The organism is uncultured Oxalicibacterium sp. (assembly GCF_913776015.1).
Lineage (GTDB): Bacteria > Pseudomonadota > Gammaproteobacteria > Burkholderiales > Burkholderiaceae_D > Oxalicibacterium.
Window position 1 is genome coordinate 1 of the sequence record NZ_CAJYMD010000001.1, and the last position, 13,086, is coordinate 13,086.

Below are 13,086 nucleotides of genomic sequence, written 5' to 3' on the forward strand. Positions count from 1 at the left end.
TGCGGGCTGATGGCGTTCAGACCGACCTGCAGCCCCCAGCGTAACCAGCATCCGAGCACGCCTCCCACGCCGACTGCCAACCAGGACATCATTTTTCACCACCCTGCAAGGCAAGGTCGATATGCCATTTCTTGAGCGCTTCATCATCCGTCACGCGTGCATCGACCCATCGCGCGCCCTGCGGCGTCTGTTCCTTTTTCCAGAACGGTGCGTCGGTCTTCAGGTAATCGATGATGAATTCGCAGGCGTCGAAGGCTTCGCCACGATGCGCCGAGGTGACCGCCACCAGCACGATCTGATCCTTCGGCAGCAATGGGCCAACGCGGTGGATCACCAGCGCATCACCAAGTTGCCAGCGCTGCTTTGCCTCATCGACGATATTCTGCAGCGCCTTTTCGGTCATGCCCGGATAGTGCTCAAGCTCCATCGCAGCGACATTGCTGCCTTCGTTCATGTCGCGGACGGTACCGATGAACGTGACGACGGCACCGATCTGCGGACAGTCGGCGCGCAAGGCAGCGACTTCGGCGCTGACATCAAAATCTTCGGTCTGGACTCGTACCGGCATGGCGGCCTCCGCTTGCAGGATCAACCGCCGGTAACCGGCGGGAAGAATGCGACTTCGCTGCCGTCTTCGATCGGCGTGTCGGCATCGGTCATATTCTGTTGGTAAGCCATGCGCAGGGAACGCCCTTCGGCCAGCGTTTCGGCCCAGACGCCGCCGCGTTCACGCAGGAAGGCGCGCACGGCACCGACCGTGTTCACGCCGTCCGGCAGTTCCACAGTTTCCTGCGACACACCCAGCGCTTCACGCACGCTGGCAAAAAAACGGAGTTCAATCTTCATGTTCAGGCCATCAATTCACTGAAAGGAATAAAACGCACCACCTCGCCACGGGCAATCGTCTTGCCCGGCGGATTATCGATCAGGCCATCGCCCCACACCGTCGAGGTCAGCACGCCCGAACTCTGGTTCGGAAACAGATCGAGCCCACCCTGCGGATTGATGCGCGCACGCAGGAATTCATTGCGACGGTCGGCTCTCGGCCAGTCGAAATCGGCGCGCATGGCATACGACGGCACACCGACATCCTGCACGCCCTGCAAACGCAGAATAAAGGGACGCACAAACAGCAAAAAGGTCACGAAACTCGATACCGGATTGCCGGGCAAGCCGAGGAAGAATGCCTTGCCTGCGGCATCGGCATCTGATCCGGAACGATCGACTTCACCAAATGCCAGCGGCTTGCCCGGCTTCAACGCAATCTGCCACATGTTCAGCCGCCCTTCGGCTTCGACCGCCGGCTTGACGTGATCTTCCTCGCCGACCGATACGCCGCCCGAGGTGATGATCAGATCGTGATATTGCGCGGCGCGGCGCAAGGTCGTGCGCGTCGCTTCCAGCGTATCGGGCACGATACCGTAATCGGTCATCTCGCAGCCAAGACGCTGCAGCAAGCCACGCAGGGTAAAGCGATTGGAGTTATAGATTGCACCGGGCTTCAGCGCTTCTCCCGGCATCGCCAGTTCATCACCGGTAAAGAACACGGCGACCCGCAACTTGCGCACCACTGGCAACGTGGCGAGGCCAACCGATGCGGCCAGCCCCAGTTCCTGCGCACGCAGACGCTGCCCGGCTTGCAGGATGGTCGCGCCTTCGCGAATATCCTCACCGGCACGACGTATCCATTCCCCCGCGACCGGCACATGACGCACGGTAACCACATCGCCGTACTCGTTCTTGCCGGCTTCGCAAGCTTCCTGCATCACGACCGCATCGGCACCGTCAGGAATCATCGCTCCGGTAAAGATGCGCGCCGCCGTACCAGGCTCCAGGGGTTGGCCGACGTATCCGGCCGGAATGCGCTGGCTGATGTGCAAGGTGGCGCTGCCACTGGCGCAATCCGCCGCGCGCACGGCATAGCCATCCATCTGCGTGTTGTCGGCAGGCGGCACATTCAGTTGCGAGGTTTGTGCTTCGGCCAGAATGCGGCCGTGCGCATCGATGGTGGCGAGCTTTTCCGTTTCCATCAGCGGCCGTGCTGCAGCCAGCAGAAAATCCCGTGCGTCCGCGACACTCAACATGGGTTTCATTGCGGGAGGATTCGTGGATACGGTCATGTCTTTGGCGACAAACGAACGTTCTGTCATGCCGCTTACAAACCGGTATGACTGGCGATGAACGCCTTCATCTTGTCAATGTCGGTCGTCATCACTTCAAAGCGCTGTGGCAGGTCTTCGATATTTTCGAAACCGGCCGGACGCTCCGCATCGCGGCCCAGCGCCTCCTGAATCGTTTCATTGAACTTGGCCGGCAAGGCGGTTTCCATCACGATCATGGTGACACCGGGCGTCATGTGCTCGCGCGCGACTTTCAAGCCATCCGCCGTATGCGTATCGATCATCAGATCATGCTGCTGGAACAGCTCGCGAATCGTCACCAAGCGGTCGGCATGCGTCGATTTGCCCGATACAAAGCCGAACTGCGCAACCTTCGCAAACTCGTCGCCATCACTGCCCGGCTGGCCCGACAGATCGAAGCCGCCGTGCGTTTCCACTTTCTGGAACAAGGCGCGCACGCGCGCGCCATCGCGGCCCAGCAAATCGAAGACAAAGCGCTCGAAGTTGGATGCCTTGCTGATATCCATGCTCGGGCTGGTGGTGTGATACGTCTCGGCCGACTTGCGCACGCGGTAAATGCCGGTACGGAAAAATTCGTCGAGCACATCGTTTTCGTTGGTCGCGACGACCAGCTTGTCGATCGGCAAACCCATCATGCGCGCAATGTGACCGGCGCAGATATTGCCGAAATTACCCGATGGCACGGTAAACGACACCTTTTGCTCGTTGCTGGCCGTCACGCTCAGGTAACCACGGAAATAGTAGATGACCTGCGCCACCACGCGTGCCCAGTTAATCGAATTGACGGTGCCGATCTTGTGCTTTTGCTTGAACGCGTGATCGTTCGATACGGCCTTGACCATGTCCTGGCAGTCATCAAACACACCTTCTACGGCCAGATTGAAAATATTTGGATCTTGCAGACTGAACATCTGTGCGGTCTGGAAGGCGCTCATTTTCTTGTGCGGTGACAGCATGAAGACTCGAATGCCCTTCTTCCCGCGCATCGCGTATTCGGCAGCGCTGCCGGTATCGCCAGATGTCGCACCAAAGATATTGAGTTCGGCATGCTGTTTGGCCAATGTGTACTCGAACAGATTGCCGAGCAACTGCATTGCCATATCTTTGAAGGCCAGCGTTGGACCATTCGACAGCGCTTGCAACATCAACTTGCTGCCGTTTTTCTCTTCGACCAGGCGCACCGGCGTAATGCGCGAAGCATCCTCACCCTGGCGTGCATTACGGTACACATCCGCCGTGTAGGTCTTGTGCGCCAACGCATGCAAATCGGCATCCGGAATGTCGGTAGCGAATTTCTTCAGAATTTCATACGCCAGATCGGCATACGACAGCGTGCGCCATGTATCGAGTTCGGCTAGTGTTACTTGCGGATAACTGGCCGGCAGGTACAAGCCGCCATCGGGCGCAAGGCCGCCAAGCAGAATCTGTGAAAAGGACTGATCAGGAGCATTGCCACGCGTCGAAATATATTGCATGTCGTGTAGAAGTGAAAACCGAAAAACGGCCAACCGGCGGAGGTCAACCGTATAGCGAAGAACGCGCAATGGCGCGAGCCGCCATTATACCCCTCGACGGCATTTTTCCCCTAGGGCAGCGCATTTCCCGCATGCGACATCACCGGAGAAAGCCGGCAACAAAAAAGGCGCCTAAGCGCCTTCTTTTTGCATTCTTGACAAACTCAGCTGAAATGTTCGAGTCGCAGTTTCGTTACCTGACCAAGAACGGTCGGCAAGGCTTCGATCTTGCGGATGGCGGCTTCGACATTCTTTTCCTGCGTCTGATGCGTCAGGATGATGATGTCGGTCTGCGTTTCACCCAAAGCCGGCTCTTTCTGCATCATGGCATCGATCGAGATCGTCGATTCGGCGAGGATGCTGGTTACATTGGCCAGCACGCCCAGTTTGTCGGCCACATGCAAGCGCAGGTAATAGCTAGTCGTCACTTCGGCGATCGGCAGAATGGGAAGATTCGAAATCGACTGCGGCTGGAATGCAAGATACGGTACGCGTTGTTCAGGCGACGCATCTGCCAGACGTGCGATATCGACCAGATCGGCAATCACGGCCGAAGCGGTCGGTTCGGAACCGGCGCCCTTGCCGTAATACAGGGTGGCGCCAACAGCATCGCCATTGACGAGTACGGCATTCATCGCCCCTTCGACATTCGCGATTAAACGCTTGGAAGGAATCAGCGTCGGATGCACGCGCAACTCGATACCAGCCTCCGTGCGTTTGGCAATGCCGAGCAGCTTAATGCGATAACCGAGTTGTTCGGCATAGCGGATGTCGACCGCTTCGAGCTTGGTGATGCCTTCCACGTGCGCCTTAGCGAACTGCACGGGAATACCGAATGCCATTGAAGCCATGAGAGTGGCCTTGTGCGCGGCATCGATACCTTCAATATCGAAAGTCGGATCGGCTTCCGCGTAGCCCAGGCGTTGCGCTTCTTTCAACACGGTATCGAAATCCGATCCCTTGTCGCGCATTTCCGACAGGATGAAGTTGGTCGTACCGTTGATGATGCCGGCAATCCATTGAATGCGGTTGGCCGTCAAGCCTTCACGCAGCGCCTTGATGATCGGGATGCCGCCAGCTACCGCCGCTTCGTACGCCACCATCACGCCTTTTTCCTGTGCAGCACGGAAAATCTCGTCGCCATGCGTCGCCAGCAAGGCCTTGTTGGCCGTAACGATATGCTTGCCGTTGGCAATCGCCTTCAGCACCAGTTCCTTGGCCACACCGTAACCACCGATCAGTTCGATGACGATATCGACGTCGGGATGATTGACAACCAGATTGCCATCGCTGACGACTTCGCACTGCGTACCGACCAGCTCGCGCGCACGCGCTTCATTCAGATCGGCCACGATCACGATCTCGATACCGCGACCGGCACGGCGTGCAATTTCTTCCTGATTGCGTTTGAGAACGTTGAATGTGCCGGCACCGACGGTACCAATGCCCAGCAAGCCTACTTTGATCGATTTCATAAATCTCTATGTAAAGGGAATAACGGTGCTACCGGAATCAGACGCTCAGGCAGCAATGCCGACGCGGCGGCGATAGCCTTCGAGGAAATGCGCGATGCGGCCGATGGCCACCGTCAAATCGTCCGAATTCGGCAGGAACACGACACGGAAGTGATCCGTGGTCGGGCAATTGAAGCCGGTGCCCTGCACGATCAGCACGCTTTCCTCGGCCAGCAACTGGTAGGCAAATTCCTGATCATCGGCAATCGGATACATCTTCGGATCTAGGCGCGGGAACATGTAGAGCGCCGATTTCGGCTTGACGCAGGTCACACCCGGAATGTCGGTCAGCAGCTTGTGCGCCAGATCGCGCTGACGCAGCAGACGACCGCCAGGGCCGATCAGATCATTGATGCTTTGATAGCCGCCGAGCGCAGTCTGAATGGCGAACTGGCCGGGCACGTTCGAGCACAGACGCATCGACGCCAGCATGTTCAAACCTTCGATGTAGTCCTTGGCATGGCGCTTTTCGCCGGAAACGATCATCCAGCCGGCGCGATAACCACATGCACGGTAGTTCTTCGACAGGCCGTTGAACGTGATAAACAACACATCATCGGCCAGCGAAGCCAGCGACGTATGCGTGGCACCATCGTAAAGAACCTTGTCGTAAATCTCGTCAGCGAAAACGATCAATTGATGCTGGCGCGCCAGCTCGACGATCTGCTGCAGCAATTCAACGGGGTAAAGTGCGCCCGTCGGATTGTTGGGGTTGATGACAACGATTGCACGCGTGTTCGAATTGATCTTGCTCTTGATATCGGCAATGTCCGGAAACCAGTCAGCCTGCTCGTCGCAAACGTAATGCACAGGACGGCCGCCGGACAGGCTGACCGCTGCGGTCCACAGCGGATAGTCGGGCGATGGCACCAGCACTTCGTCGCCGCTGTTGAGCAGCGCATTCATGCTCATGACGATGAGTTCCGATGCGCCGTTACCCAGATAAATATCGTCGATCGTGACGCCGGCAATCTTCTTCTCCTGCGTGTACTGCATGACGGCCTTGCGCGGGGCGAACAAACCCTTGGAATCCGTGTAACCCGACGCATTCGACATATTGCGAATCATGTCCTGCACGATCTCGTCCGGCGCATCGAAACCGAAAGTCGCCAGATTGCCGATGTTCAGCTTGATGATCTTGTGCCCCTCTTCCTCCATCTGACGCGCTTTTTCGAGCACGGGGCCACGAATGTCATAACAAACGTCATCCAGTTTTTTCGATTTTTGAATCGGTCGCACAGCGGGGTTTCCTTGAATAATGTCAGAGTGGCAAGAGGCTGCTCATGAGCGGGCGGCGGCGCCGGAGACCTTTGGCGCCAGGGGAAGCGGGACGGGGTTCGGCGTCAGAAATGGCAATGCCTGAATGCATCGCAAAAGAGAGTCATTTTGCCGAAGTCGCGTGATTTTATCAATCGATAAGGGTTGTTCCGCAGATGAAAACGTTACAATTGGCCTTTACTTTTCCGAGATAGTCGCTCGCCAAACCCTGCCGCTGCGACGGCCATACGAAACAACCGCCATGAAGCTGCACAGCACACCGACCCAGCAATATCAAACCGTGACTGCCTACGACGATGAAGGCGTCGAAATCAACCTCAAGCGCTATGCGCACAGCCTGCTGGTGCTGCCTGAATCCGCCCCCGTCGCCTGGGATGTCAGCGGATTCGATTCACTGAGCGCTACGCACTTCGACGCCATCAATGCCTTGCAGCCGGATGTCGTCATTCTCGGCACCGGCGCACGTCAACGCTTCGTGCATCCGCGCCTGATCGCCTCGCTGTCGCAACGCCGAATTGGTGTGGAAAGCATGGACAATCAGGCTGCTTGCCGCACCTACAACATTTTGATGAGTGAAGGCCGTAAAGTCGCTCTGGCACTGATTTTCGAAGGATGAAAAGAAGCGGCAAGAAGATTTCCAAAAATTTCTTGCCTGACACCATTTTTATCGCTTGAACAAGCATTTGCCGCCCCCATCTGCTTTAATCGAAACGAGCCTTCCCGCTCCAGCAAGCAATTTGCCGCGTTCACTGCGGCCTCAAGCCAGAAAGATGACCATGGATCAAGATCAAGCCGTCGCCGAAGCCGTATCCGCCGTCGGCCAGACCGTGCCCGACTTCAGTGCTGCCATGACCGGCGAGCAAACGTTCAATCTGCCCGACTACAAGGGAAAAAAGATCGTTCTGTATTTTTACCCCAAGGACAACACGCCGGGCTGTACAACGGAAGGTTTGCAATTCCGCGATCTGTATCCCGAATTTCAGGCAGCTAATGCCGAAATCGTCGGCGTCAGCCGCGACAGCCTGCGTTCGCACGAAAACTTCAAGGCCAAGCTGGAATTACCCTTCCCTCTGATTTCAGATTCTGAAGAAACGCTGTGCAATCTCTTCAATGTCATGAAAATCAAGAACATGTACGGCAAAAAGGTACGCGGTATTGAACGTTCGACCTTTGTGATTGACGAAGCCGGCACATTGGTGAAAGAATGGCGTGGAGTAAAAGTGCCTGGACACATCGATGATGTACTGGAATTTGTGAAGGCTCTTGCCTAGGTTTACAAAGCCATTGAATTCAAAAGAATTTTCTAGAGAACAAGCCGTTTGCGGATTAGGCCGAAGGCCTTCCCAAACGGCTTTTTTACTTTTTGATTTGCCAACTGCCTGCTTTGATCACCGTTTTTACCCTCCCACCAACCCTGTTTCATTCGCATCAGTCTTCCAGCCAGCTGCACGGCCGTCCCCTGTCTCCGTATCGTTTTTACCATTTTCCTGATCGAGGTCCTGATGCCATTGCCTAAAATACCGACCAAGCCTGCCGCCCTTCTTTCGCCGCAGGACTATCCCAAAGCCGACAAGGACAAGATCGTCAAACCACTGACACTGGTCGAACCGGCCGCACGCAAAACAGAAACCGCCCCTGTAGCCCCCTCGGCCCCCCTTGCCAAACGCGCAGAAAAATCCGCACCAACTCGCAGCAGCAAGCCTGCGGCGAATGCATCGCAAGCGGCACCACAAAAAGCCACGGGCCGTCGTACCGCCGGCAAAACCGGACCGAGCAAGTTGTTCGTGCTCGATACCAACGTGCTCATGCATGATCCGACGGCACTGTTCCGCTTCGATGAGCATGACGTCTACCTGCCGATGATCACGCTCGAAGAGCTCGACGATCACAAGAAAGGCATGTCGGAGGTCGCACGTAATGCCCGCCAGGTGTCACGTTCGCTGGATGCACTGGTCAGCGGCGAGGAAGAAAACGCCATCGACGAAGGTATTCTGCTGGCCAAACTGGGCAACAAGGATGCCGGCGGACGTCTGTTTTTCCAGACCAAACTGAACGACGTCGCCCTGCCGACCGGTCTTCCCAATGGCAAGGCAGACAACCAGATTCTGGGGGTTGTACAGGCACTGGAGAAACAGCACCCTGGTCGCCCGGTCGTGCTGGTTTCCAAGGACATCAACATGCGCATCAAAGCGCGTGCAATGGGCTTGCCGGCGGAAGAATACTTCAACGATCACGTTCTGGAAGACACCGACCTGCTGTATTCGGGCATCCTGCAACTGCCGGATGATTTCTGGGAAAAACACGCCAAGGGGCTCGAATCCTGGCAAGAAAACAAGCACGGCACCGGCTACACTTTCTACCGCGTCACGGGACCAAGCGTGCCAGCCATGCTGGTGAACCAGTTCGTGTTCATGGAACCGCAAAATGGCGAAGCATCGTTCTACGGTCAGGTGCGCCAGATCAATGGCAAAACTGCGGTCATCCAGACGCTGCGCGATTACACGCATAACAAGAACAGTGTTTGGGGTGTGACCGCACGCAACCGCGAGCAAAATTTCGCGCTGAACCTGCTCAATGATCCCGAATGCGATTTCGTCACCCTGCTCGGTCAGGCTGGCACTGGCAAGACGCTGCTGGCGCTGGCATCAGGCCTGGCCCAGGTGCTGGAAACCAAACTCTACAGCGAAATCATCGTTACCCGTGTCACCGTTCCCGTTGGGGAGGACATCGGCTTCCTGCCAGGCACCGAGGAAGAAAAAATGGGACCCTGGATGGGCGCCTTCGACGACAACCTTGAAGTGCTCAACAAGACCGACAACGACGCTGGCGAATGGGGCCGTGCCGCGACGCAGGATCTGATCCGCTCACGCATCAAGATCAAATCGATGAACTTCATGCGTGGCCGCACCTTCGTCAACAAGTTCCTAATCATCGATGAAGCACAGAACTTGACGCCAAAGCAAATGAAAACGTTGGTCACGCGTGCGGGTCCTGGTACCAAGATCGTCTGCCTCGGCAACATCGCGCAGATCGATACGCCATACCTGACGGAAGGTTCGAGTGGCCTGACGTATGTTGTGGATCGCTTCAAGGGTTGGGCGCATAGCGGACATGTGACGCTGGCGCGTGGCGAACGCTCACGCTTGGCCGACCATGCGAGCGACGTGCTGTAAGACACTCAGCTATCCCTAATCGCCTCTAATCGCGGTCATAAAAAAGCCTGCCTATCGCGAGATAGGCAGGCTTTTTATAACGAACGCTTCTTTGTTCTAGCCGACCATCAAAGGAATTGGGTGCCAATCCACCAAGCAATCGCTGCCACAAAGGCAGAAGCAGGGATCGTAAAGATCCAGGCCCAGACGATATTACCCGCAACGCCCCAGCGCACTGCCGACATCTTGCGCGATGCACCAACACCGACAATGGCACCCGTGATCGTATGCGTGGTCGATACAGGCACACCCAGCATGGTGGCGAGGAACAAGGTGATCGCACCACCGGTTTCGGCACAGAAACCACCGACCGGTTTGAGCTTGGTAATGCGCTGGCCCATGGTCTTGACAATACGCCAGCCACCAAACAGCGTACCAAGGCTGATCGCGGTGTAGCAGCTCAGAATGACCCAGGTCGGTAGCGGATCGGCTGCCGTCATGGTGCCGGCAGCAATCAACAGCATCCAGATGATGCCCATGGTCTTTTGCGCGTCGTTACCACCGTGACCCAAGCTGTACATGGCAGCCGAGATCAGTTGCAGGCGGCGGAACCAGCGATCCACCGTGCGTTGCGATGAGCGCACAAACAGCCACGACACCAGCAGCATCATCAGCGAACCGAACAGGAAACCCAGCGTCGGTGACAACACGATGAACAGGATGATCTTGAAGAGGCCTGATGCGATCAGTGCATCGGTACCCGCCTTGGCGACAGCCGCACCGACCAAGCCACCGATCAAAGCATGCGAAGACGACGATGGCAGACCAAAGTACCAGGTCACCACGTTCCAGACTATGGCGCCGACCAATGCGCCGAACACGACATAATGGTCAATCACGATCGGATCGATGGTGCCGGTACCGATCATCGCAGCGACTTTCAGGTGAAAGACACCGATTGCAGCAAAGTTGAAAAAAGCAGCCATCGCGACAGCTGTTTGCGGTTTCAGCACGCCGGTCGAAACCACCGTGGCGATCGCATTCGCAGCATCATGGAAGCCGTTCATGAAGTCGAAGACCAGGGCCAGAATCACCAGAAAGGCCAGGACGTAAAAACTCATGGTGAGTGTTTGCATGGGTATGTTCTTTTTCAATCTGCACGATCACGCAATGGCGCGTGACCGAAAAACGACGAAGCGCAATGCAGCTCCGTAAACGCAAACCGCCGCACAAATGGCGGCGGCATTCGCCCGATCAGGCGTTCTCGACGATGATGCCTTCGATGATGTTGGAAACATCTTCGCAACGATCAGTCACGGTTTCCAGCAGTTCATAAATGGCTTTGAGTTTGATCAGAGTACGCACGTCCGGCTCTTCGCGGAACAGCTTGGACATCGCGGCACGCATAACGTGATCAGCATCCGATTCCAGACGATCGATTTCCTGGCAGATTTCCAGGATCTGACGCGAGTTATCCATATTGTGCAGCAGGCCGACAGCCGCCTTGACCTTTTCGGTGCATGCCAGGCACAACTCAGCCAGACGTTTGGCTTCCGGCGTGGTCGATTTGATGTCGTACAGCGAAATCGTCTGAGCCGCATCTTCCAGCAGATCGAGAATGTCATCCATCCGTGTGATCAATTGGTGGATGTCGTCGCGATCAAGCGGGGTGATGAAGGTCTTGTGCAAGGCATCCAGCGTGGCGTGGGTGACCTTGTCTGCCTCTTTCTCGATGCCTTCGATGGCATGCACACGAATTTCGAGGTCGTCGAAATTGGTCATCAGCGCGACCATTTCCTTGGCGCCCTTGACGCAATATTCTGCGTGCTCGTTGAATAGATCGAAGAATTTGCCTTCTTTCGGCAGAAGTCGTCCAAACATGATTACTCTCTTTGAAGATTAAGACATTGAAATCGGTAGGCATTTCATCAGCGACAAAATCAAGCCGACGAAACGATAAAGCGGTAAAACAGAACAAACAGTCTCTTCAGTCCCCTTGATACAACGCAGCAGAACCGGTGTAGTTTTCGAATTTCGTGAATTGGCCAAGGAAAGTCAGGCGCACGGCACCAATCGGGCCGTTACGCTGCTTGCCGATAATGATCTCGGCCGTGCCTTTGTCCGGCGAATCCGGATTGTAGACCTCGTCGCGATAGATGAACAGGATCACGTCGGCATCCTGCTCAATCGCGCCGGATTCGCGCAAATCGGACATCACGGGGCGCTTGTTCGGACGTTGCTCCAGAGAACGATTGAGCTGCGACAACGCAATGACCGGACAGTTGAGTTCCTTTGCCAGCCCTTTCAGGCTTCGGGAAATCTCGGAAATTTCAGTGGCGCGGTTTTCGGATGAACCGCCGCCATTACCCGACATCAATTGCAGGTAATCGACGATGATCAACCCCAACTTGCCGCATTGACGGGCCAGACGACGCGAACGTGCGCGCAATTCGATCGGGCTCAGCGCGGGCGTTTCATCGATGAACAACTGGGCATCATTCATTTTTTGAATCGCATGCGTCAGGCGCGGCCAGTCTTCATCGACCAGACGGCCGGTACGCAGACGATGTTGATCGAGACGGCCGACCGAACCCAGCATACGCATGGCAAGCTGGGTGCCGCCCATCTCCATCGAGAACACGGCAACCGGCAAACCACTGTCGATCGCCACGTTTTCACCGATGTTGATCGAAAATGCGGTCTTACCCATCGATGGACGACCCGCCACGATCACCAGATCGCCGGGCTGGAGACCGGAAGTCATGCGGTCCAGATCGGCAAAGCCGGTCGGCACGCCCGTAATATCGCTATTGCTGTCGCGGCTGTAGAGTTCGTCGATACGCTCGACCACCTGCGTTAGCAGCGGCTGCAGTTCCTGAAATCCTTGCGCACCGCGTGCGCCCTCTTCGGCGATCGCGAAGATCTTGGACTCCGCTTCGTCAAGCATCTGCTTGACTTCCTTGCCCTGTGGCGAGAAAGCAGAACCCGAAATCTCGTCTGCTACCGTGATCAGTTTGCGCAGCACCCCGCGGTCACGCACGATCTCGGCATAGCGACGGATGTTGGCTGCGGACGGCGTGTTCTGCGCCAGCGCATTCAGATACGCCAAGCCACCGACATCTTCCGCCTTGCCACTGGTCGTCATCGCCTCGAACACGGTGATCACGTCTGCCGGCTTGGCGCTATTGATCAGCTTGACGATGTGCTGAAAGATGATCCGATGGTCGTAGCGGTAGAAATCGTCTTCGCCGACAAAGTCCGCAATGCGATCCCACGCCGCATTGTCGAGCAGCAGGCCACCCAGGACGGATTGTTCTGCTTCGATCGAATGAGGGGGAACGCGAAGGGAATCCAGCTGCGGATCGGACGGGGTATTCATGGCGCGCAATTATACCTGTTTAGGCGCACCCGCTTTGGCAAGCGCGCAACAAAAAAGCCGGGAATTCCCGGCTTTTTCAATGGTGCAATGCACCAGAAAGAACAGCGT

Annotated in this window: 12 protein-coding genes; 3 read left to right on the forward strand and 9 right to left on the reverse strand. The window is 56.3% G+C overall.

Going from position 1 to position 13,086, the window contains the following annotated elements:
- Positions 1 to 88: 88 nt before the first annotated feature.
- The 6 genes from moaE to QZ725_RS00030 all read right to left on the reverse strand — a co-directional run bounded on the left by moaE (position 89) and on the right by QZ725_RS00030 (position 6,408).
- Entirely contained in the window at positions 89 to 568 is a 480-nt protein-coding gene (gene moaE / locus QZ725_RS00005) for a molybdopterin synthase catalytic subunit MoaE (protein WP_293775382.1), read from the reverse strand.
- A gap of 20 nt (positions 569 to 588) precedes the next feature.
- Complete coding sequence (gene moaD / locus QZ725_RS00010) at positions 589 to 846, reverse strand: molybdopterin converting factor subunit 1 (protein WP_293775384.1); 258 nt, start codon at positions 844 to 846, stop codon at positions 589 to 591.
- A 2-nt stretch (positions 847 to 848) separates the two neighbouring features.
- Positions 849 to 2,084: a gephyrin-like molybdotransferase Glp gene (gene glp, locus QZ725_RS00015; protein WP_293775501.1), complete on the reverse strand. Its 1,236-nt coding sequence runs from the start codon at positions 2,082 to 2,084 to the stop codon at positions 849 to 851.
- 71 nt (positions 2,085 to 2,155) lie between these two features.
- Positions 2,156 to 3,616, reverse strand: coding sequence for a threonine synthase (gene thrC / locus QZ725_RS00020; protein WP_293775386.1), 1,461 nt, complete (start codon positions 3,614 to 3,616; stop codon positions 2,156 to 2,158).
- Between the two features lie 203 nt (positions 3,617 to 3,819).
- Positions 3,820 to 5,130 carry a homoserine dehydrogenase gene (locus QZ725_RS00025; protein WP_293775387.1) on the reverse strand — a complete coding sequence of 437 codons (1,311 nt, stop codon included), beginning with the start codon at positions 5,128 to 5,130 and terminating at the stop codon, positions 3,820 to 3,822.
- Between the two features lie 45 nt (positions 5,131 to 5,175).
- Entirely contained in the window at positions 5,176 to 6,408 is a 1,233-nt protein-coding gene (locus tag QZ725_RS00030; RefSeq protein WP_293775389.1) for a pyridoxal phosphate-dependent aminotransferase, read from the reverse strand.
- A gap of 280 nt (positions 6,409 to 6,688) precedes the next feature.
- Here QZ725_RS00030 and QZ725_RS00035 point away from each other — a divergent pair, with 280 nt between their 5' ends.
- The 3 genes from QZ725_RS00035 to QZ725_RS00045 all read left to right on the forward strand — a co-directional run bounded on the left by QZ725_RS00035 (position 6,689) and on the right by QZ725_RS00045 (position 9,620).
- Complete coding sequence (locus QZ725_RS00035) at positions 6,689 to 7,063, forward strand: Mth938-like domain-containing protein (RefSeq protein ID WP_293775391.1); 375 nt, start codon at positions 6,689 to 6,691, stop codon at positions 7,061 to 7,063.
- A gap of 160 nt (positions 7,064 to 7,223) precedes the next feature.
- Positions 7,224 to 7,718: a peroxiredoxin gene (locus QZ725_RS00040; protein ID WP_293775502.1), complete on the forward strand. Its 495-nt coding sequence runs from the start codon at positions 7,224 to 7,226 to the stop codon at positions 7,716 to 7,718.
- A 231-nt stretch (positions 7,719 to 7,949) separates the two neighbouring features.
- Positions 7,950 to 9,620: a PhoH family protein gene (locus tag QZ725_RS00045; protein WP_293775392.1), complete on the forward strand. Its 1,671-nt coding sequence runs from the start codon at positions 7,950 to 7,952 to the stop codon at positions 9,618 to 9,620.
- A gap of 107 nt (positions 9,621 to 9,727) precedes the next feature.
- On the opposite strand, the gene QZ725_RS00050 is transcribed toward QZ725_RS00045, so the two are convergent.
- From QZ725_RS00050 to QZ725_RS00060, 3 genes are all read right to left on the reverse strand, one after another.
- Positions 9,728 to 10,735, reverse strand: coding sequence for an inorganic phosphate transporter (locus QZ725_RS00050; RefSeq protein WP_293775394.1), 1,008 nt, complete (start codon positions 10,733 to 10,735; stop codon positions 9,728 to 9,730).
- 118 nt (positions 10,736 to 10,853) lie between these two features.
- Entirely contained in the window at positions 10,854 to 11,480 is a 627-nt protein-coding gene (locus QZ725_RS00055) for a DUF47 domain-containing protein (RefSeq protein ID WP_293775396.1), read from the reverse strand.
- Positions 11,481 to 11,586: 106 nt separating this feature from the next.
- The gene (locus QZ725_RS00060; protein WP_293775398.1) at positions 11,587 to 12,978 is read right to left on the reverse strand and encodes a replicative DNA helicase; all 1,392 of its coding nucleotides are present in this window, start codon (positions 12,976 to 12,978) and stop codon (positions 11,587 to 11,589) included.
- Positions 12,979 to 13,086 lie beyond the last annotated feature (108 nt).

Bases quoted from the DNA above. Each gene is read 5' to 3' on its own strand.
- moaE (WP_293775382.1), bottom strand. From the start codon at position 568: ATGCCGGTACGAGTCCAGACCGAAGATTTTGATGTCAGCGCCGAAGTC.
- moaD (WP_293775384.1), bottom strand. From the start codon at position 846: ATGAAGATTGAACTCCGTTTTTTTGCCAGCGTGCGTGAAGCGCTGGGT.
- glp (WP_293775501.1), bottom strand. From the start codon at position 2,084: ATGTTGAGTGTCGCGGACGCACGGGATTTTCTGCTGGCTGCAGCACGG.
- thrC (WP_293775386.1), bottom strand. From the start codon at position 3,616: ATGCAATATATTTCGACGCGTGGCAATGCTCCTGATCAGTCCTTTTCA.
- QZ725_RS00025 (WP_293775387.1), bottom strand. From the start codon at position 5,130: ATGAAATCGATCAAAGTAGGCTTGCTGGGCATTGGTACCGTCGGTGCC.
- QZ725_RS00035 (WP_293775391.1), top strand. From the start codon at position 6,689: ATGAAGCTGCACAGCACACCGACCCAGCAATATCAAACCGTGACTGCC.
- QZ725_RS00040 (WP_293775502.1), top strand. From the start codon at position 7,224: ATGGATCAAGATCAAGCCGTCGCCGAAGCCGTATCCGCCGTCGGCCAG.
- QZ725_RS00045 (WP_293775392.1), top strand. From the start codon at position 7,950: ATGCCATTGCCTAAAATACCGACCAAGCCTGCCGCCCTTCTTTCGCCG.
- QZ725_RS00050 (WP_293775394.1), bottom strand. From the start codon at position 10,735: ATGCAAACACTCACCATGAGTTTTTACGTCCTGGCCTTTCTGGTGATT.
- QZ725_RS00055 (WP_293775396.1), bottom strand. From the start codon at position 11,480: ATGTTTGGACGACTTCTGCCGAAAGAAGGCAAATTCTTCGATCTATTC.
- QZ725_RS00060 (WP_293775398.1), bottom strand. From the start codon at position 12,978: ATGAATACCCCGTCCGATCCGCAGCTGGATTCCCTTCGCGTTCCCCCT.